This is a genomic window from Tenacibaculum sp. TB-56 (assembly GCF_059716275.2).
In genome coordinates, this window is the sequence record NZ_CM201367.1 from 2,248,275 (window position 1) to 2,268,029 (window position 19,755).

The following is a 19,755-nucleotide window of genomic DNA, read 5'->3' on the forward strand; positions in this document are numbered from 1 at the left end:
GTAACTAATTCGCTTAATCTTTTCTTTTAGTACAACCGAATAAACGTTTTTCCTTAATGGTTTCAGAAACGCCTTTAGGAAGCATTTCTTCCCATCCATCTTCATTGTTCTTAATCATTTTAAGTACTTTTCTAGAGAAAATATGTAAGATTTCAGGATCATATTCTTTAATATCAATAAGTCGACCATTGTTTTTAAAGAATTTATATAGCTCTTTCATTCTAGGATGTACCATTAAGTTTTCACTAGTAATGAATTCACCTGTATCTTTATCTTTATAAGGATACATATATACTTTAAGGTCGCGATAAAATAATTTACCAAAGGCTTCAAGAATACCTCCACTTAAATCACGGTAGTATTTCTCATCAAATATTTGAATAAGGTTGTTAACTCCCATGGCTAATCCCATACGTTCTTTGGTAAACTCACTAAAGTATTCTACTAATCTAAAATACTCTTGATAGTTTGTAATCATTACATTCAAACCTAAAGAACACAGTAACTCAGCTCTGTCTAAGAAATCACGTTCATTAATTTCTCCTTCAGCACGAAGGTTACTTAGTGTAATTTCAAAAATTATTTTTGTTTTTTCTGGATCTACTTTTTTCTCTTCGAAGAATAATTGTTTAGAGCGTTCAAACATATCCATGTTAACTTTAGTAACAGGACGGTAACTACCACGTAGAGCTAAAATATTCTTCTTGTAAAGTACTTGTGCAGGTAACATGTTGTTTCCGTCAGGACCAAACATAACGGCATTAGTCATTCCATTTTTAACAAGTTGTAAACTCATTAAACGATTGTCTACGTACATAAATCGAGGTCCAGAGAAATTAATCATGTCTATTTCTAAGCGATCCTTATCAATATTGTCGTAAAAAGACTTTAATAAATCTTTAGGATTATCGTTTAAGTAGTAAGCTCCATAAATAAGGTTAACACCTAACACACCAAGGGTTTCTTGTTGTTGACGAGCGTCAGTTTCTTTGAAACGAAGGTGTAAAACAATTTCATTATAATCCTCTAAAGGGTCTAATTGAAAACGAATTCCAACCCAACCATGACCTTTAAACTTTTTGGAGAAGTTAATGGTTGCTACTGTGTTGGCGTAACTAAAAAATAGTTTATCAGGATGTTTTTGACGGGTAAGACGCTCCTCAATTAAGTCCATTTCATGTTTTAACATCTTTTTTAATCGAGGTTCCGTAACATAACGGTTGTCTTTTTCTATACCGTAAATAGCATCAGAGAAATCTTTATCATACGCACTCATAGCTTTTGCTATGGTTCCTGAAGCACCACCAGCCCTAAAAAAGTTACGAACAGTTTCTTGACCAGCACCTATTTCAGCAAAAGTTCCATAAATATGAGCGTTTAAATTGATTTTTAACGCTTTCATTGTTGTAGTTGGTACCGTATTTATTTTTTGATCTCCTTTTAACGTAATTGCCATTTTCTAGTTTTTTGTTACGTATTACAAATGTACTGAAATTAGGAACGAACAGATAATTTTTGTCGTACTTTTGTAGGAGAAATGAAGAAAAATAATCAATTAAAAATTACTTTTTTAGGAACAGGAACTTCCACAGGAGTTCCGATGATTGCAAGCAAACATCCAGTAGCTTTATCTAGAAATCCAAAAGATAAAAGGTTACGATCATCTATTTTAGTATCTTGGAACGAGTTCAATTATGTAATTGATTGCGGGCCTGATTTTCGTCAGCAAATGATAAGAGAAGAAGTAGCGTCTATTAACGGAATTTTATTTACTCACGAACACGCCGATCATATTGCAGGATTGGATGAAATTCGTCCGTATTGTTTCCAAATGGGAGCTGTTCCAATTTATTTATTAGAACGAGTTTTAAATGTTTTAAAAAAGCGCTATGATTATGTTTTTGCTACTGAAAACAGGTACCCAAGTGCACCAAGTGTGGCGCCAACAATTATTTCACATCGAGAAAATTTTATGTTGGATGGAGTAGAGGTGATTCCTATTGAAGTGATGCATGGTGATTTACCAATTTTAGGATATCGTTTTAACGATTTAGCTTATATTACAGACATCAAAACAATTTCTGAAGAAGAAAAAAAGAAGTTAGAAAATTTAGATGTTTTAATTGTTACAGGTTTACGTAAAGAACCACACAATACACATTTTAATATAGAAGAGTCTTTACAGTTTATTGAAGAGATAAAACCTAAAAGAACTTATTTAACACATATTAGTGAGCTATTAGGTTTGCATGATGAGGTACAAAAAGAATTGCCTGAAAATGTATTTTTAGCTTATGATGGATTGAAAATTAATAGTTAAAAGACAATTTAATTTATCAATACCAGTATCAATATTAATTACTCAAAGTAATTGATGATTTTAAAATTGCTTCTTATTTTTACCCTAAATATTTATTGAATGAAGATTATTATTTCACCTGCCAAATCGTTAGACTTTGAAAACAAGGCAACGACAAATGTTTATACACAACCAAGATTTTTAGAGCAATCCGAAAAGTTAAATAAGAAACTAAAAACTATTTCTAGAAAAAAACTAGGAGAGTTAATGAAAATTTCTGATGATTTAGCAAGTTTGAATTATGATAGAAACCAAGAATGGCAACCACCTTTTACACTTGATAATGCAAAGCAAGCCGTTTTCTCTTTTACCGGTGAAGTGTATAGAGGTATTGATGTAAACTCTCTTTCAGAAGATAAAATTCCTGCATTGCAGGATAAATTAAGAATCTTATCAGGATTATACGGATTGTTAAAACCGTTGGATTTAATTCAGCCATATCGCTTAGAAATGGGAACTAAATTAAAAGTAGGAAGAGCGGACAATTTGTATAAATTTTGGGATACTGCTTTGGCAGAATCTTTAAATGAAGAATTGGCGGATAATGAACTGCTAATCAATTTAGCAAGTTCAGAATATTTTAAAGCACTTCCTAAAAAAGCGTTGAAAGTACCAATGATTACTCCAGTATTTAAAGATTTTAAAAACGGACAGTACAAAACCATCATGACCTTTGCTAAAAAAGCACGTGGATTAATGGTACGTTATATAATTGATAATAACATTGAAACATTAGAAGAATTAAAAGGTTTTGATGTAGATGGTTATGGATTTTCTCAAGAAATGTCTACCGAAACCGAATTGGTATTTACTAGGTAAATGAAACGAAAAAAAATTGCTAGGTTTTTTCTTATTGTAAGCTTGCTAATCATAGCTGTAATTTATTTTTCTAATAGTATTATAAAAAATAATACAGAAGGAAAATTATTTAATTCTACAGAAAATATACCTAAAAACAAAGTAGGATTGCTACTAGGAACAGTAAAGTATCTTTCTGATGGTAGAATAAATTTGTACTATCAATTTCGATTGGATGCAGCTGTAGAATTATATAAAGCAGGAAAAATTGACTTTATCCTAGTAAGTGGGGATAATGGCTCTAAGGGATATGATGAACCTACTGATTTTAAAAATGATTTGATTGAAGCAGGAATCCCTGAAAATAAAATCTATTTAGATTACGCTGGATTTAGAACGTTAGATTCGGTTGTGCGAGTTAAAGAAGTTTTCGAACAATCTTCAATAACAATCATTTCTCAACAATTTCACAACGAAAGAGCTTTGTACTTGGCTCAACATTTTGATATTGATGCAGTAGGTTTTAATGCTAAAGGAGTTTCAGGTAAAAAAGCTATAAAAGTTAAACTAAGAGAATACCTAGCTAGAGTAAAAGTATTTGTAGATATTCTCTTAGGTGTTGATCCTAAATTTTTAGGAGAACCAATTGAGATCGTGTAAGATTAACAATCTGCTAAACGTACCGTAACTGCTAAACCACCTTCAGAGGTTTCTTTGTAGTTTCGGTTCATGTCTTTAGCAGTTTCCCACATCGTATCAATAACTTTATCTAAAGGAACCTTAGATTCTTTTGGATTGGTTTCTAAAGCTAACTCAGCAGCATTAATCGCTTTAATAGCTCCCATAGCATTACGTTCAATACAAGGAATTTGTACTAATCCACCAATAGGGTCACAAGTAAGCCCTAAATGGTGTTCCATGGCTATTTCAGCAGCAACTAAGCATTGCGATGGCGTTCCTCCTAACAATTCGGTTAATGCAGCAGCAGCCATGGCAGAAGATACACCAATTTCTGCTTGACAACCACCCATAGCAGCTGATATTGTAGCGTTTTTCTTAAAAATACTTCCTATTTCTCCAGCGACTAATAAGAATTTTTTAACGTGTTCAAAATCTGCATCATGGTTTTCAATTACTAAATAGTACATTAAAACGGCAGGAATTACACCAGCACTTCCATTGGTTGGAGCGGTAACCACCCTTCCTAATGCGGCATTTACTTCGTTTACTGATAAAGCCAAACAACTTACCCATTTTAAAATTTCACGGAATTTAACTTCAGTACCTCGAATTGCAGTTATCCATTCTTGTTGATTCGTGTATTCAGCATCTTTAATTAGTTTTTGATGTGTTTCAAAAGCACGTCGCTTTACGTTCAATCCACCAGGTAAAGTACCTTGCGTATGACAACCAATGTACATGCACTCTAACATTGTATTCCAAATACGGTGTAGTTCTTTATCAATTTCTTCAGCAGAATTAATTACCAATTCGTTTTGATAAACAATGTCTGAAATATTTAAATTCTCTCTTTCACAATAGGCTTCAAGCTCAGTAGCTCTGTTTATTGGAAAAGGGAAGTTTTGTTTGTTAATTTCAATGTCTTCTGCTAAATGATCATCTTCTTGTACAATAAAACCACCACCAATAGAGTAGTAGGTTTCAGTAGAAATTTCTTCACCATGAGCATAACCTCTAAAGGTCATTCCGTTTGCATGAAAAGGGAGAAATTCTCGGTTGAATTTTACAGAATCTTTTAAAAATGGAATGTTTCTTTCGTTGTTGAAAAACAACTGTTCTTTATTTTGAATATCGCTAATAATAACGTCAATACTTTCAATAGGAACATATTCTGGGTCAGCACCACTTAATCCTAATAAAACAGCTAAGTCAGTCGCGTGTCCTTTTCCTGTTAAAGAAAGAGAACCGTACAAGTCTACTTTGACTTCTTCAATTAAAAGAAATTCATTTGTTTCTTTTAATTTTTGTATCCATTGTTGTGCTGCTCTCCAAGGGCCTAAAGTGTGAGAGCTAGAAGGTCCCACCCCAATTTTAAGCATGTCAAAAACGCTAATAAACTGCGACATAAGTATAAGTTGTTTGTTGTTGGCTAAAATAAAAAAATCCTGTATTCAAAAGTAAATACAGGATTTAAATTTTATTTAAAAAAGACGTATGTATTACATTCCGTAAACAGACTCTTTGTCAAATTTCTTAACTAACATGTAATACACTACTGCACGGTATTTGTTTCTTTCAGATCTTCCAATTCTTTCCATTACTTCATCAATGGCTTTGTCTAAAGCAGGACTATCGTCTAATCCTAACTTTTTCATTAAGAAGTTTTTCTTTACAGTTTCTAATTCTTTAGCGTCGGTACCAGATACAGTTTCTGCGTCTTTTTTGTAAATAGAAGGTCCTAAACCTTTAGTTACAGCAGTTAATAAATCGGTGTTTGAACGAATATCTCTATCGTCCATAAATTTCTTATAAAGAGCTACTTTTTCGTCAAATTTACTCATGATTTTTTGTTTAAAATTAGATGTTAAATTCTCTTGAATTTTTTAATTCTTTCAAATATAGAAAAATAATTGGTTCTTTCAAATATCTTAGAGTTAATAAGCAGTTAACGTATATTTTGTTAATTAAATTGTTGAAAACAATTACTTTTTTTGTTAAAAGGGTATTGTTCTTGTAGTAACTTTAATGTGAATTCAAATCTTTAGCCTATGTCATTATCAAAATTTGAATCTATGTTGAAAACCAATGAAGTATATTTTTTTGATGCAGTCGAGTTTGAAACAATCGTTGAGCATTATTTAAATATAGGTAAGCAATCATTGGCTAAAAAGGCAGTACAACTAGGGTTGGAACAGCATCCTTCTTCAATTCAATTAAAATTAATGAAAGTAGAAATTTTAATTTTTGAAGATAAATTGCCAGAAGCAATCAAGATGCTATCTAACATAGAAGCGGTAGAACCTCATAACGACGAGGTGTTTATTCAGAAGGCTATTATCTTATCTAAAAAGAAAAAACATACCGAAGCGATAGCAATTTTAAAAGAGTCTTTACAATATATTGAAGATCCTGCTGATATCTGGTCTATGATTGGTATGGAGTATTTGTATCTTGATGATTTTGAAAATGCACGTTTAAACTTTGCAAAATGTATTGAGGTAGATTATGAGGATTATTCTTCGTTATATAATATTGTGTATTGCTTTGATATGGAAGAGAACCATGAAGACGCAATAAAGTTTTTAAATGCATATATAGATAAAAATCCATATTGTGAAGTAGCGTGGCATCAATTAGGAAAGCAATATTTTGAACTAGGAATGTTTAAAGAAGCATTAACGGCTTTTGATTATGCAGTTTTGATTGATGATAGCTTTATAGGAGGATATTTAGAAAAAGCAAAAACCTTAGAAGAGTTAAAACGTTATGAAGAAGCTATAGAGAATTATTCGGTAACGTTAGAGCTAGATGATCCAACAGCGTATGCTTATGTAAGAATAGGTGAGTGTTACGAAAAGTTAGACAATATTAATGCAGCTATCAGTTTTTATAAAAAAGCAGTACATGAAGATCCGTTGTTAGATCGCGGTTGGATTTTGTTAACGAATGCTTGTTATAATCAAGAAAATTATCAAAAAGCGTTACACTACATTAATAAAGCAATTCAAATAGATGAAGGAAATGTATTGTATTGGAGACGCTATGGTGATATTAATTTAAAGCTAGGTTTTTATGAAGAAGCAGTAAAAGCTTTCAATACAAGTTTGGCTCTTGGTGATAGAGAAATTGAAATTTATGTAGCACTAGCAGATATTCTGTTATTTTTAGGTGAGTTTAATGAAGCTTTAAGTACTTTAATAAAAGCTAAAAAAACGTATAAAGAATTTGCTGAAATTGAGTACAGACTTTGTGGTTTGTTCATGATTTTAGGAAAAGAAGACTACAGTTTAACTCACTTGCAAAATGCTTTAGAAATCGATTTTGAGTATCATACCATTATAAAAGAGTTATATCCTACTGTTTTTGATAATGAAAAAGTACAAGAAGTTGTTTCTAAATACAATAAAGCAATACAGTAAATAAAGGGTATTTGTTTTTTAAAATATAAGAGTCGGTTTTTTAACTGGCTCTTTTTTATTGTAGTAAAAAAGATTACAGTTGATTTCGTTTGTTGATTAAAAGTAACCAAATAAAATGTAGCGTTAAGTTTCAATTAAAAAGCTACAATGAATTTCCTATTTTTAACTTAAAAATGACTAAAATTGAGTAAATTTGATATTCGTTTTATGAGAAAAATTAAAAAAATAGCAGTGATGACTTCTGGAGGAGATGCTCCAGGAATGAATGCCGCAATTCGATCAGTTGTGAGAACTTGTGCTTATTACCATACCGATTGTATGGGAATTTATAGAGGATATCAAGGATTGATTGAAGGTGATTTAGTAACACTAACGGCACGAAGTGTAAACAATATCATTCACAAAGGAGGAACGATTTTAAAATCGGCACGATCTAAAGATTTTAGAACCAAAGAAGGAAGACAAAAAGCCTATGAAAATTTACAAAAACACAATGTAGATGCTTTGGTAGTTATTGGAGGAGATGGTTCTTTTACTGGAGGAGTATTGTTTAACAAAGAGTTTAATTTTCCAATTATTGGAATTCCAGGTACTATTGATAACGATATTTCTGGAACAAGCCATACACTTGGTTACGACACCGCGTTAAATACAGCTGTTGAAGCTATAGATAAAATTAGAGATACAGCATCGTCTCATAACCGTCTTTTCTTTGTGGAAGTGATGGGGCGTGATGCAGGTTTTATAGCATTAAATGCAGGAGTTGGAGCAGGAGCAGAAGAAATTTTAATTCCTGAAGAAGATTTAGGGCTAGAAAGAATGTTAGAATCTCTTAAAAAGAGTAGAAGGTCAGGAAAGTCATCAAGTATAGTAGTGGTTTCCGAAGGAGATAAAACAGGAAAAAATGTATTTGAATTGGCCGATTATGTAGAGCAAAATTTACCAGAATATGAAGTAAGAGTTTCTGTGCTAGGACACATGCAGCGTGGAGGATCACCATCGTGTTTTGATAGAGTTTTAGCAAGTAGATTAGGGGTAAGTGCGGTAGAGTTGTTGTTAGATGGTAAAACGAACCTTATGGTTGGTTTGAAAGATAATAAAGTAATTGCGACAGATTTAGAAAAAGCAATTAAAGGAGCGCATAAAATAGACACTGAATTATTACGAGTGTCTGATATTATGACTACGTAAATGAGTATATAAAATTAAAAATAATGATAAAAATAGGAATTAACGGATTTGGAAGGATTGGTCGATTGGCATTCCGTTCTGCAATGAAAAGAGACAACGTTCAAGTTGTGGCTATTAACGATTTGTTAGATGTAGATTATTTAGCCTATTTATTGAAGTATGATTCTGTTCATGGTCGTTTTGATGGAAATGTTGAGGTAAAAGATGGAAATTTAGTTGTAAACGGACAAACGATTAGAATTACTGCCGAAAGGAATCCTGAAAATTTAAAATGGAACGAAGCTGGAGCTGAGTATGTAATTGAATCAACTGGTTTTTTTACCGATAAAGATAAAGCAGCAATGCATATTACTGGTGGAGCAAAAAAAGTAATTATTTCCGCTCCATCAAAAGATGCTAATATGTATGTGATGGGCGTAAATCATAAAGATTTAACTGCTGATGAAACTATTTTTTCAAACGCTTCGTGTACGACAAACTGTTTAGGACCTTTAACAAAAGTAATTCATGATAATTTTGGATTGAAAGAAGGACTAATGACTACAGTTCATGCGGCAACATCAACACAAAACACAGTTGATGGACCTAATAAAAAATGGCGTAGAGGACGTGCTGTGGTAAATAATATCATTCCTACTTCAACAGGAGCAGCGCAAGCAGTTACTAGAGTAATTCCAGAATTAGAAGGTAAGTTAACGGGAATGGCAGTTAGAGTTCCCGTAGCAGATGTTTCTTTGGTAGATTTAACGTTTAGAACAGAAAAAGCTACGTCATTAAAAGAAATTTTAAAAGCTTTAAAAGATGCTTCAGAAGGTGAATTAAAAGGAATTTTAGGATATACTGAAGAAGAGGTTGTATCGCAAGATTTTGTTTCTGAAACGAGAACCTCTGTAATTGATGCTGATGCTTGTTTAGAGTTAAACGAAAACTTTTTTAAAGTAATTTCTTGGTATGATAATGAGTATGGATATGCTACTAAGATTGTAGATTTGTTAGAGTATTCGGCTTCTTTATAAAAGCATAAAATATTGTATCCGTAGTGTATTTTGAAACAAAAACATTATAGATTGTCAGTTCGAGTGATTTTGAGGTACGAAAAATCGTATCGAGAACTAATTTAAAAATCAAAATTCTTTTTCTCGATACAAATTTCACTCATTACAATCGTGAAATTCACTCGAATTGACAGAATTTTATCAAAATGCACAATTGGTAATATTTTTTAAACACTATTTATGGAAATAGCAATTATAGCACATGATGGAATGAAAGCTGAAATGGTTCAGTTTTTAAACGAACACAAAGAAATTTTACATCAAAAAAGAATTCAACTGATTTCAACAGGAACAACTGGTGAAAAAGCAGAAAAAGCGGGTTTTGAAGTGATGAAATTTTTATCAGGACCTATAGGAGGCGATGCGCAAATTGCTGGTAGAGTAGCAGAAGGGAAATGTCAAATGGTATTATTTTTTAGAGATCCTTTAGCAAAACATCCGCATGAACCAGATATTTCAATGTTAATGCGTTTGTGTGATGTACACGATGTGCCGTTGGCTACAAATCCATCAACAGCGGAATTATTAATAAAAGCGATTTAAAAGAAAAAAGAGAAACATATAATTGTTTCTCTTTTTATTAGTGATTTATTGAAATGTTTCGCTATCAAGTTTGAGGATATGAGTTCGTTTTAATGGCTTATATCCACTGATAGCGAAGTTAGCTTTTTAAAGGTTAAGAATCAACCTAAATTTTAAAGCTATTTAACAGCAATCATACTAATTTCTACATTTACAAACTTAGGGAGGTTAGCAACTTCTACTGTTTCACGAGCAGGAGCTGTAGCGTCATTAAAATACTCACCGTAAACAGCATTAATTTTTGAAAAGTTATGCATATCTGAAATAAAAATAGAAGTTTTGATAACGTTTTCAAAAGTCATACCAGCAGCAGCTAATACTTCTTTCATGTTTTGCATTACTTGTTTGGTTTCTGCTTCAATAGAATCTAAAACTAATTCACTAGTTTCAGGGTTAATAGCTATTTGTCCAGAAGTGTATAAAGTATTTCCACTAAGTACAGCTTGGTTATATGGACCAATTGGAGCAGGAGCTTTAGAGGTAGTGATTATTTTTTTCATTTTTATGTAAGTTTCAAAGTTTCAAAAAAGTTACTTAAGCTAACAGCTTAAAAAAGTACTCTATCTGGTGGTTTGTTTTTATCCCACTTTAAGTCGCTTAACACAGAAGATTTTACTCCAATAAAGAAATTGTACGAAGAATTGATTCCGAAAGGAGTCCAGTTAAAATTGAATCGCCAACTATCTAAATCTCTAGAAAAGTTTAATCTAGTGTAGGTGAAAGCATTATCTTTAATGTCGTACCCAGAAGAAAAACCAACTTTCCATTTAGGCGAAAGCTCAACATCACCACTAAACATTAACGTATTGTTACCTATTTGACTTGTTAAACCGTTGTTCGTATACCCCATACTGTAGGCTAAATTAAGTGTCCAAGGTATTTTGGCTTTGTAAAGTTCGGTTTCTTTCGTTTCGTCTTCGCTGTTTTTATTGCTTCTATTGGTATCGTTAGGAAAACCATTGGTACGGACCTAGACTTTCTCCAAAAACATCTGGAGTGTCTTGAGCTCCATTTCCATTTTTATTGTCAGAATTATCTTTTCCGTCTTTATTTTTTTCAAAATCTTTACTAGAAATAGAATAGTTTGCTGTTACTCCTAGGTTAGTCATTCTAAGAAGACCACCGTTAAACTTATTTATTCTTTGCCCTTTGCTATTTACTTGATAAGGATCAAAAGTAGCGTTCATGTTTAAAGCAAGTTTATCTTTAAAAAGACGCGTACCAGCATTGGCTCTTACAGGAGCCCAACGTAAACTATCAGCAGCGATGTTGTAACTTGTGCTAAAGTTTAAGTTGTTAAGAAGGGTGATTTTTTTGTCTTCTTCATCGCTGTCAGGATCTTTCGGAGCAACTTTAGCTTCTAAAACGTTGTTAACAGAAATTCCAATAGAGTTTGAGATTCCGCTTCCAGGGGTTCCATAAATACCTCCTTCAAAAGGAGAATAGGTTAAAAGATCACTTGGATCCGAGCTTTGACGAACCGTTAAATTATAATCATCAGCAAAATTAGGACGATATCCGTATGAAATAGATGGTCTAATCGTATGACGAATGGCTTTTAAGCGTCCTTTTTTAAAGTTAAATGTACCATAGATGTTTGTAGATAATGAAACTCCAAAATTGTATTCATTATAACGGGTAAATCCGCTAATGGTGTCATTAACAACAGTACCTAAATTTCCATCGCTGTTAACAGCAGTAGGGTCGTAACGTTTTTTAATTTGATCAAAATACCAAACATCTTTATAGCTTACACTTGGTGATAAAGTAAAGTATTTAAAAGCTTTTAAACTGGTATTCGTACTTAAGTTGTGTTGTATTCCTTTTTTTGCAGTTTGAAACATTTTAGCAGTAAAAAACTCATCGTCAGTTGTGTTGATTTGATACTGTCCTTGCATGCTATAATTCAACCCCATTTTTTGAATAGGATTCTTTTTTACACCATTTTTACCAGCAAACGGATAAATACGATCCATGTTTAACTGCAAAGACGGTAAAGTCATAGTAATTGTTTCGGTATTGGTGTTCTGCGAATGAGTAGCAGTTACACTCAAGTTAAAAGGTGTACCTACAAATTTTGTATAGTAAGAAACAGATGAACTTAATGTATTATTTAAAAACTGCGAACTGTTAAATTCATTTAACGATTGACGGTAATATTTACTACTTCCTAAGTTAACAGAGGCAGAAAAACGAGAGTTTGGACTCGCTTTAGAATCCTGACTATGACTCCAACGGATATTAAAATTTGTTGATTTATTATAATCACTCAAACCACGAATTCCTCGTATAATATTTTCATAACGAACGCTAAAGTTTCCGCTAAATTTATAACGAACATAGTAATTAGAAGTAGCATTTACACCCCAGCTACCATTGGTGTACAAGTCGGCTAAGGTTGTTAGGTCGAAATAATCACTTACCGCAAAATAGTAACCTCCATTTTGTAAGAAAAAACCTTGGTTGTTGCTTTCTCCCCAAGAAGGGATAATAAAACCTGAAGTTCTCTTGTTAGTCATTGGAAAATAAGCAAAAGGTAAATAAATAGGGGTAGGTACATCTGCAAGTACTAAATTACTTCCTCCTACAATAATTTTTTTACCAGGAACCAACTTTGCTTTGTTTGTTTGTATGTAATAATCTGGAATTTCTTTTTGTGAAGTGGTAAAACGTAACCTACGCATGTAAATGGTAGAGTCGTTTATACGTTTTGTTTTTTCACCATAAGTTATAATTCCTGCCTGATTCGTTTTTACCCCGTAAACTAAGGCTTTTTTTGTCTTGAAGTTAAAGAGAATAGAATCTTGTTCTGATTCTTGTCCGCCTTGTTTAAATTGTGGTCTTTGGTGATAGCCTGTACTATCCTTAATTCCCTTAGCGTACACCATATTGTTTTTGTAGTCTAGGATAATAATTCCAGCTTTTAAATCAATATCAGTATAGGTAACATGAGCTTTATTGTAAAGAGTTACTGTTTTATTTTTTGCATCTTGTATGGTGTAGTCTTCTGCGTTATGAGTAATAATTCCATCAATAACTTCTTTAGGTTTTATAGAATCGGTAGTAATAGTGTCTCTTTTGTTAATGAGAGCATTATTTTTTAACGTGATTAAAGAGTCCTTTGGACTTAAAGAAATAGAATCTTTTTTAAGGTTGATAGAATTAATTTCTTTCTTGCCAAATTCTTGAGCAGAGCTTAATTGAAAATAAAAAAGACAGAAAGCTAAAAGTATGTAGGTTGAATTTGCTCGCAATATTATTAATACTATTTTTGTGTTATATTTAAAAACTTTGGCGTACTATTTGAACGCACTTATTTTAAAATCCAAAAATAGTTAAATTTTATTGATGCAATTCTTAAATTTCCGTAAATATAATATCTCGAAAATAAGCTTAATTATTCTAACCTCTCTAACTGTTTTGTGTGGAGGAATTTCTTCAGCCTTAGCTCAAAAAAAATATACAGTTGTGTTAGATGCAGGTCATGGAGGAAAAGATCCAGGTAACTTAGGAAATGGATTTAGAGAAAAACACATAGCTTTAAGAGTAGCTCTAGATGTAGGAAAAGAATTGTCAACTTCAAAAGATATTAATGTTGTTTACACTAGAAAAAATGATGTTTTTATAGAGTTACATAACCGAGCAAAAATTGCAAATGATAATAAAGCAGATTTATTTGTGTCAATTCACTGTGATGCTTTTAGAAAATCAGAACCTCATGGAGCAAGTACTTTCGTTTTAGGATTGAGTGGGAATAAAGAAAATTTAGAGATTGCAAAAAAGGAAAACTCTGTAATCTTGTTAGAGGACAACTACCAACAGAACTATGATTACGATCCTAATTCTCCTGAATCGGTAATTGGATTGTCAGTGCTTCAAGAAGAAAATTTAGAAAACAGTTTAGGAATAGCAGGGTTGGTGCAAAATAATTTTGTTGCTCTTAAAAGGAATAATAGAAAGGTAAAACAAGCTAACTTTTTAGTTTTGAGAGAAACTGTAATGCCTAGTGTTTTAATAGAATTAGGTTTTTTAACCAATAAAGCAGAAGGAAGTTTTCTTAATTCAAGAAAAGGGCAATTACAAATGGCAAAGTCAATAGCTCAGGCCATTGAAAAGTACTTTGAAAGGTTAAAACTGAATACAATTAGTGAAACTATTACCGTAAACGCTCCGTTAATCGAAAAGGAAGAACCAAAAACTGTGGTTAAGGAAGAAGTAGCTCAGACAAAAGTAAAAAAAGAAGACTCAATAAAAAAAGTAACTACAACACCAAAGAAAACATCTTCAGAAGTTGAATTTAAAATTCAAATAGCAGCATCTAGAAAAAAGTTGCCTACCAGTACGTTTAAAGGGGTAGAAGATGTAGAGTCTTTGTTTATAGATGGTTACTATAAATATTATTACGGAAACTCCTCTAGTCTTTCAGGTATAAAAAAGTTGTTGCCAGAAGTAAAAAGTAAGGGGTATAAAGATGCTTGGGTAGTCGCTTTTAAAAATGGAAAGCGAATTTCAATTAAAGAGGCACTGAAAAACCAATAATTTAGAGGTATTCTATATTTATACTCTCAAAATTATTATTATTTTCGCTCGTATAAATATATTCTATGTCTAAAGAACTAAAAACAGGAATTGTTGCTGTCGTTGTTATTGCGCTATTTATTTGGGGTTATAACTTCTTAAAAGGACAAGATTTGTTCAGTGCTAATGCAAGGCACTTTTTTGTAGAGTACAATAATATTAATGGTCTTAACGAAGCTAGCTCTGTTACCATTAACGGCTTGAAAGTAGGAAAAGTAGATGAAATTAGGTTCAATGATAATCCAGATAAAAAAGGAAACTTAATTGTTAAAATTTCATTAGATACCGACTTTAATTTCTCTAAAAATAGTATTGCTAAAATTTATTCAGCAAGCTTAATGGGAGGCCAGAATTTGGCAATTGTTCCTAAATATGATGGAGAAATAGCCAAGTCAGGAGATTATTTAAAAGGAGAAGTTGAGTCAGATATATTTTCTTCAGTAGGAGAAAAATTAAATCCTATTCAGGCGAAACTAGAAAATGTTTTAGTGGGAGCAGATTCTTTGTTAATAGGAATAAATCAAGTTTTAGACGAAAAATCTCGTAAAAGTTTAAATAGAAGTATTCAAGGTTTGGAAGGAACTATTTATGATGTTCGTAAAACATTAGCTTCTGTAAATACATTATTAGCAGATAATAAAGGAAACTTAAACGCTACTTTAGCAAACACCAAGAAAATAACAGATAATTTTTCAAAAGTTTCAGACGATTTAGCAAAGGCTAATTTAGGTGAGTCAGTAAAAAAGTTAGAAACAACTTTGACGAACGTAAATACGTTATTAGCTGATATGAAATCTGGAAAAGGAACATTAGGAAAGCTAATGACCGATGAAAAAATGTACACAAACTTAACCAATGCTTCAAAAGAAATGGAAGAATTGTTGCGAGAGATGAAGTTGAATCCTAAGAGATTTGTGCATTTTTCATTATTCGGAAAAAAAGCCAAACCATATAACGAAGAGAATAACGAGAAAAATGTAAGTAATCAATAAGCTTACATTTATAAAATCTAATAAAACTTAATAATTAAAGAACGATGGAGAAATACGTACCAAACATCTTTTTTGCACTTATTTTAATTGCAGGTATCGGGTATTTTGTAATGAATGTTCGTAAGTTGATACGCAACATTAAATTAGGAAAAGATATTGATAGAAGTGATAGAAAGCCAGAACGTTGGAAAAACATGGCGAAAATTGCTTTAGGACAATATAAAATGGTACGTCGACCAGTTTCTGGTATTTTACACATCGTTGTATATATTGGATTTATTTTAATCAATATCGAAATGTTAGAAATCGTTATTGATGGATTATTCGGTACACACCGAGTTTTTCAACCAATTTTAGGACCAGCTTTATACGGTTTCTTAATTGGTAGTTTCGAAGTATTAGCATTATTAGTTTTAGTTGCAGTTACAATCTTTTGGTTCCGTAGAAATATTGAAAAAGTAAAACGTTTCTGGAATAAAGAAATGGAAGGTTGGCCGAAAAATGACGGTAATATCATTTTATATTTTGAAATGGTATTAATGACCTTATTTTTAGTAATGAATGCTACAGACGTTGCTTTTCAAGAAGCAGGAGCAGGTAATGTAGTTTCTCAATTTGTAGCGCCTTGGTTTAATAGTTTTTCACCTGAAGCATTACATACTATTGAAAAATCTGCTTGGTGGTTGCATATTGTTGGTATTTTAATTTTCTTAAACTACTTATACTACTCTAAGCACTTACATATTTTATTAGCTTTCCCAAATACATTTTTTGCAAACTTAAATCCGAAGGGACAATTCGATAATTTAGAAGCGGTAACGAAGGAAGTAAAAATGATGATGGATCCTGATGCTGATCCGTATGCAATGCCAGAAGAAGGCGCAGAGGAAGGAGAGCCTGAAAAATTCGGAGCATCAGATGTTACTGATTTAAACTGGGTGCAGTTAATGAACGCATACACATGTACTGAATGTGGACGTTGTACATCATCTTGTCCTGCAAACCTAACAGGTAAAGAATTGTCACCACGTGCTATTATGATGAAAACACGAGACCGTTTAGAAGAAGTAGGAAAGAATATTGATGAAAATGGAGGTGAGTTTAAAGATGACGGAAAGCAATTATTAAACGATTATATTACTCCAGAAGAACTATGGGCATGTACAAGTTGTAATGCTTGTGTACAAGAATGTCCTGTAAATATTGATCCATTATCAATCATTATGGATATGCGTCGTTATTTGGTAATGGAAGAATCAGCAGCTCCACAAGAGTTGAATATGATGATGACCAATATTGAAAATAACGGAGCACCTTGGCAGTATAGTCAAATGGACAGATTAAACTGGAAAGACGAAGAATAGTTATTAATTATTCAATTCTCAAAAACTAAACAAAAAACAGTTCAACAATTAAACGATAAAGAATTATGAACGTACCAACAATGGCAGATATGATGGCTCAAGGAAAACAACCAGAAGTGTTGTTTTGGGTAGGAGCTGCAGGAAGTTATGATGATAGAGCAAAAAAAATAACAAGAGCATTTGTAAAAATATTACAACAAGCCAATGTAGATTTCGCTGTATTAGGTACTGAAGAAAGTTCAACAGGAGACGCAGCAAAGCGTGCAGGAAACGAGTTTTTATTCCAAATGCAAGCTGTTACTAATATTGAAGTTTTAAATGCTTACGAAATTAAAACAATTGTTACTTGCGATCCGCATTCATTTAATACATTAAAAAATGAATACCCTGGATTAGGAGGGAAGTATAAGGTATATCACCACACGCAATATATTAATAAACTAATTCAAGAAGGTCGTTTAACTATTGAAGATAAAAACTTAAATGGAAAACGTTTAACATATCACGACCCATGTTATTTAGGGCGTGCAAATGATGTATATGAAAGTCCACGTGAATTAATTCGTCGTTTAGGAGTAAAAATGACAGAAATGAAACGTCATAAGTCAACAGCACTATGTTGTGGAGCTGGTGGAGCTCAAATGTTTAAAGAACCTGAGAAAGGAGATAAAGACATTAATGTGTTAAGAACAGAAGATGCTTTAGAAACGAATCCACAGATTATTGCTACAGGTTGTCCTTATTGTAATACGATGATGACTGATGGCGTGAAATTCAAAGAAAAAGAAGCACAAATAGAAGTAAAAGATATTGCTGAATTAATTGCAGAAGCAAATAATTTGTAATAGTAAAAAATATAAATTGTGTTATTCCCGCGTAAGCGGGAATCTTATTTTTAAAGAATGATTAAAAACTACATAAAAGCAGCACGTTTACGTACGTTACCTCTTTCTGTTTCAGGAATTATTGTTGGAGCCTTTTTAGGGGCGAATGAATCTTTTTTGAAGACGTCTTTAGATTTATTTGACACAACTATAAATATAGGAAACAAAAACATATTTGAATCTCCAATCTTTTGGTTAGCCATTTTAACTACTATTGGTTTTCAAGTACTATCTAATTTTGCGAATGATTACGGAGATGGAGTAAAAGGTACGGATAATGAAAGGGAAGGAGAAGCACGAATGGTGGCTTCAGGAGCAATTACTCCAAAGCAAATGAAAAACGCAATGATTGTTACAGGAATCATTACGACTATTATTGCATTACTGCTAATTTATGTTTCCTTTGGCAAAGACAACTTTTTATATTCAGTAATTTTCTTCGGATTAGGAATTGCATCTATCATAGCTGCTATAAAATATACAGTAGGTAAATCTGCCTATGGTTACAGTGGATTTGGAGATGTTTTCGTTTTTATCTTTTTCGGATTGTTAGCAGTAGTTGGAACGTACTTTTTATACACTAAAGATCTAAACTTTATCATTTTCTTACCCGCAATAACTGTCGGATTGTTAAGTACAGCGGTGTTGAATTTAAATAACATGCGTGATAGAGAGAATGATGCAAAATCAGGAAAAAACACGTTGGTAGTGAAAATGGGATCTGAATCGGCAAAAATGTATCACTACTTTTTAATTATCGCATCATTTCTTTTTGCATTGTTATATGTGGTTATCAAGTATCACTCACCAACTCAATTTCTATTTATTGTAGCTTACATTCCTTTGGCAAAACATCTGCTTTTTGTGTACAAAAATAAAGAAGAAGCGTTGTTAGATGGAGAGCTAAAAAAAGTAGCTTTAAGTACCTTTTTATTTTCAATTTTATTTGGATTGGGGCAAATTTTGTAACTTCCCTGAAAAAATATGATGAAAAAAATTTTAAATCTTTTTGTAGTTGTTATTTTATTAACGGCTTGTAATGACGGAGGCAAAAACCTTGAGTCTTATGGTAATAATAAGGCTTTAGGGAATGTGGTAATTGATAAAGATATAAAAGAATCAGTAGAGTTAAAAGGAAATAATGAAGCTCCAGTAGTTGAAAGAAAACTGATTAAAACAGGAGATGTATCTTTTGAAACAAGTGATTTATCTGCAACAAGAAACCACATAGAACAAGTATTAAAAAAATACAACGGTTATATTTCTACCGATAATGAATACAAATCTTCACAAAGTATTACAACTAGTTTAACTGTTAGAATTCCTTCTAAAAATTTTGATGCTTTTTTGAATGAAATTTCTTCAAAAGTAACACGTTTTGATAACAAAAACATATCTGTAAATGATGTAACAGAGCAGTTTTTAGATGTTGAAGCTCGTTTAAAAGTAAAAAAAGAGTTAGAGCAGCGTTATAGTGAGATATTAAAAAAAGCATCTTCAGTAAAAGAAATTATAGAGGTAGAAAGGGAATTAAACAATGTAAGGTTAGAAATAGAATCGATGGAAGGTCGCCTGAAATATTTACAAAATCAAGTATCCTATTCAACCTTAACAATAAGATTTTATAAAAAAGAAGTAAGTAAAACTTATTCTAAAAGTTTTGGAAGACGTATAGCTGATGCTTTTGGTAATGGAATAGATAACATAAAGTGGTTCTTTATTGGTTTGGTAAATATTTGGCCATTTATATTGTTAATCACCTTACTAGTTATATTTATTAAAAAACGAATTAAACGAAAGAAAGAATAAAGCCTTTGTAATTAAAGGTGACATCTTATCATATTAAAACTAA

Annotated in this window: 19 protein-coding genes; 13 read left to right on the forward strand and 6 right to left on the reverse strand. The window is 32.0% G+C overall.

Annotated elements, in window-relative coordinates:
* Positions 1 to 13: 13 nt before the first annotated feature.
* A complete protein-coding gene (locus AC3VI6_RS10865; RefSeq protein WP_435254631.1) occupies positions 14 to 1,456 on the reverse strand; it encodes a TonB-dependent receptor in 1,443 nt (480 codons plus the stop codon).
* Positions 1,457 to 1,537: 81 nt separating this feature from the next.
* On the opposite strand from AC3VI6_RS10865, the gene AC3VI6_RS10870 reads away from it, so the two are divergent.
* The 3 genes from AC3VI6_RS10870 to AC3VI6_RS10880 all read left to right on the forward strand — a co-directional run bounded on the left by AC3VI6_RS10870 (position 1,538) and on the right by AC3VI6_RS10880 (position 3,817).
* Positions 1,538 to 2,320 (forward strand): MBL fold metallo-hydrolase, encoded by a 783-nt coding sequence (locus tag AC3VI6_RS10870; RefSeq protein WP_497706185.1) that lies wholly within the window; start codon positions 1,538 to 1,540, stop codon positions 2,318 to 2,320.
* Between the two features lie 99 nt (positions 2,321 to 2,419).
* On the forward strand, positions 2,420 to 3,178 hold the full coding sequence (gene yaaA, locus AC3VI6_RS10875; protein WP_497706186.1) for a peroxide stress protein YaaA: 759 nt from the start codon (positions 2,420 to 2,422) through the stop codon (positions 3,176 to 3,178).
* Entirely contained in the window at positions 3,179 to 3,817 is a 639-nt protein-coding gene (locus tag AC3VI6_RS10880; protein WP_497706187.1) for a SanA/YdcF family protein, read from the forward strand. It begins immediately after the preceding gene.
* 2 nt (positions 3,818 to 3,819) lie between these two features.
* Here AC3VI6_RS10880 and AC3VI6_RS10885 read toward each other — a convergent pair whose 3' ends face one another.
* Positions 3,820 to 5,244, reverse strand: coding sequence for an L-serine ammonia-lyase (locus tag AC3VI6_RS10885; protein ID WP_497706188.1), 1,425 nt, complete (start codon positions 5,242 to 5,244; stop codon positions 3,820 to 3,822).
* Between the two features lie 93 nt (positions 5,245 to 5,337).
* Complete coding sequence (locus tag AC3VI6_RS10890) at positions 5,338 to 5,679, reverse strand: DUF2853 family protein (RefSeq protein ID WP_274633477.1); 342 nt, start codon at positions 5,677 to 5,679, stop codon at positions 5,338 to 5,340.
* Between the two features lie 207 nt (positions 5,680 to 5,886).
* Here AC3VI6_RS10890 and AC3VI6_RS10895 point away from each other — a divergent pair, with 207 nt between their 5' ends.
* The 4 genes from AC3VI6_RS10895 to AC3VI6_RS10910 all read left to right on the forward strand — a co-directional run bounded on the left by AC3VI6_RS10895 (position 5,887) and on the right by AC3VI6_RS10910 (position 10,046).
* Positions 5,887 to 7,257 carry a tetratricopeptide repeat protein gene (locus AC3VI6_RS10895; RefSeq protein WP_299002097.1) on the forward strand — a complete coding sequence of 457 codons (1,371 nt, stop codon included), beginning with the start codon at positions 5,887 to 5,889 and terminating at the stop codon, positions 7,255 to 7,257.
* A 207-nt stretch (positions 7,258 to 7,464) separates the two neighbouring features.
* Positions 7,465 to 8,448 carry a 6-phosphofructokinase gene (gene pfkA, locus AC3VI6_RS10900; RefSeq protein ID WP_497706189.1) on the forward strand — a complete coding sequence of 328 codons (984 nt, stop codon included), beginning with the start codon at positions 7,465 to 7,467 and terminating at the stop codon, positions 8,446 to 8,448.
* A 23-nt stretch (positions 8,449 to 8,471) separates the two neighbouring features.
* On the forward strand, positions 8,472 to 9,464 hold the full coding sequence (gene gap, locus AC3VI6_RS10905; RefSeq protein WP_497706190.1) for a type I glyceraldehyde-3-phosphate dehydrogenase: 993 nt from the start codon (positions 8,472 to 8,474) through the stop codon (positions 9,462 to 9,464).
* Positions 9,465 to 9,683: 219 nt separating this feature from the next.
* A complete protein-coding gene (locus AC3VI6_RS10910) occupies positions 9,684 to 10,046 on the forward strand; it encodes a methylglyoxal synthase (RefSeq protein WP_299002104.1) in 363 nt (120 codons plus the stop codon).
* Between the two features lie 158 nt (positions 10,047 to 10,204).
* On the opposite strand, the gene AC3VI6_RS10915 is transcribed toward AC3VI6_RS10910, so the two are convergent.
* The 3 genes from AC3VI6_RS10915 to AC3VI6_RS10925 form a co-directional block, all read right to left on the reverse strand.
* Positions 10,205 to 10,585, reverse strand: a complete 381-nt coding sequence (locus tag AC3VI6_RS10915) for a Rid family detoxifying hydrolase (protein ID WP_497706191.1) — start codon at positions 10,583 to 10,585, stop codon at positions 10,205 to 10,207.
* Between the two features lie 47 nt (positions 10,586 to 10,632).
* The gene (locus AC3VI6_RS10920; protein WP_497706192.1) at positions 10,633 to 10,935 is read right to left on the reverse strand and encodes a hypothetical protein; all 303 of its coding nucleotides are present in this window, start codon (positions 10,933 to 10,935) and stop codon (positions 10,633 to 10,635) included.
* A 97-nt stretch (positions 10,936 to 11,032) separates the two neighbouring features.
* Positions 11,033 to 13,339, reverse strand: a complete 2,307-nt coding sequence (locus tag AC3VI6_RS10925; protein ID WP_497706193.1) for a putative LPS assembly protein LptD — start codon at positions 13,337 to 13,339, stop codon at positions 11,033 to 11,035.
* A gap of 94 nt (positions 13,340 to 13,433) precedes the next feature.
* Here AC3VI6_RS10925 and AC3VI6_RS10930 point away from each other — a divergent pair, with 94 nt between their 5' ends.
* From AC3VI6_RS10930 to AC3VI6_RS10955, 6 genes are all read left to right on the forward strand, one after another.
* A complete protein-coding gene (locus AC3VI6_RS10930; RefSeq protein WP_497706194.1) occupies positions 13,434 to 14,624 on the forward strand; it encodes an N-acetylmuramoyl-L-alanine amidase family protein in 1,191 nt (396 codons plus the stop codon).
* 65 nt (positions 14,625 to 14,689) lie between these two features.
* Complete coding sequence (locus AC3VI6_RS10935) at positions 14,690 to 15,655, forward strand: MlaD family protein (RefSeq protein ID WP_497706195.1); 966 nt, start codon at positions 14,690 to 14,692, stop codon at positions 15,653 to 15,655.
* 44 nt (positions 15,656 to 15,699) lie between these two features.
* Positions 15,700 to 17,019, forward strand: a complete 1,320-nt coding sequence (locus tag AC3VI6_RS10940; RefSeq protein WP_497706196.1) for a 4Fe-4S dicluster domain-containing protein — start codon at positions 15,700 to 15,702, stop codon at positions 17,017 to 17,019.
* Positions 17,020 to 17,084: 65 nt separating this feature from the next.
* Complete coding sequence (locus AC3VI6_RS10945) at positions 17,085 to 17,864, forward strand: (Fe-S)-binding protein (protein WP_497706197.1); 780 nt, start codon at positions 17,085 to 17,087, stop codon at positions 17,862 to 17,864.
* A gap of 57 nt (positions 17,865 to 17,921) precedes the next feature.
* Positions 17,922 to 18,872 (forward strand): 1,4-dihydroxy-2-naphthoate octaprenyltransferase, encoded by a 951-nt coding sequence (menA, locus tag AC3VI6_RS10950; protein ID WP_497706198.1) that lies wholly within the window; start codon positions 17,922 to 17,924, stop codon positions 18,870 to 18,872.
* 15 nt (positions 18,873 to 18,887) lie between these two features.
* Positions 18,888 to 19,712 carry a DUF4349 domain-containing protein gene (locus tag AC3VI6_RS10955; protein ID WP_497706199.1) on the forward strand — a complete coding sequence of 275 codons (825 nt, stop codon included), beginning with the start codon at positions 18,888 to 18,890 and terminating at the stop codon, positions 19,710 to 19,712.
* Positions 19,713 to 19,755 lie beyond the last annotated feature (43 nt).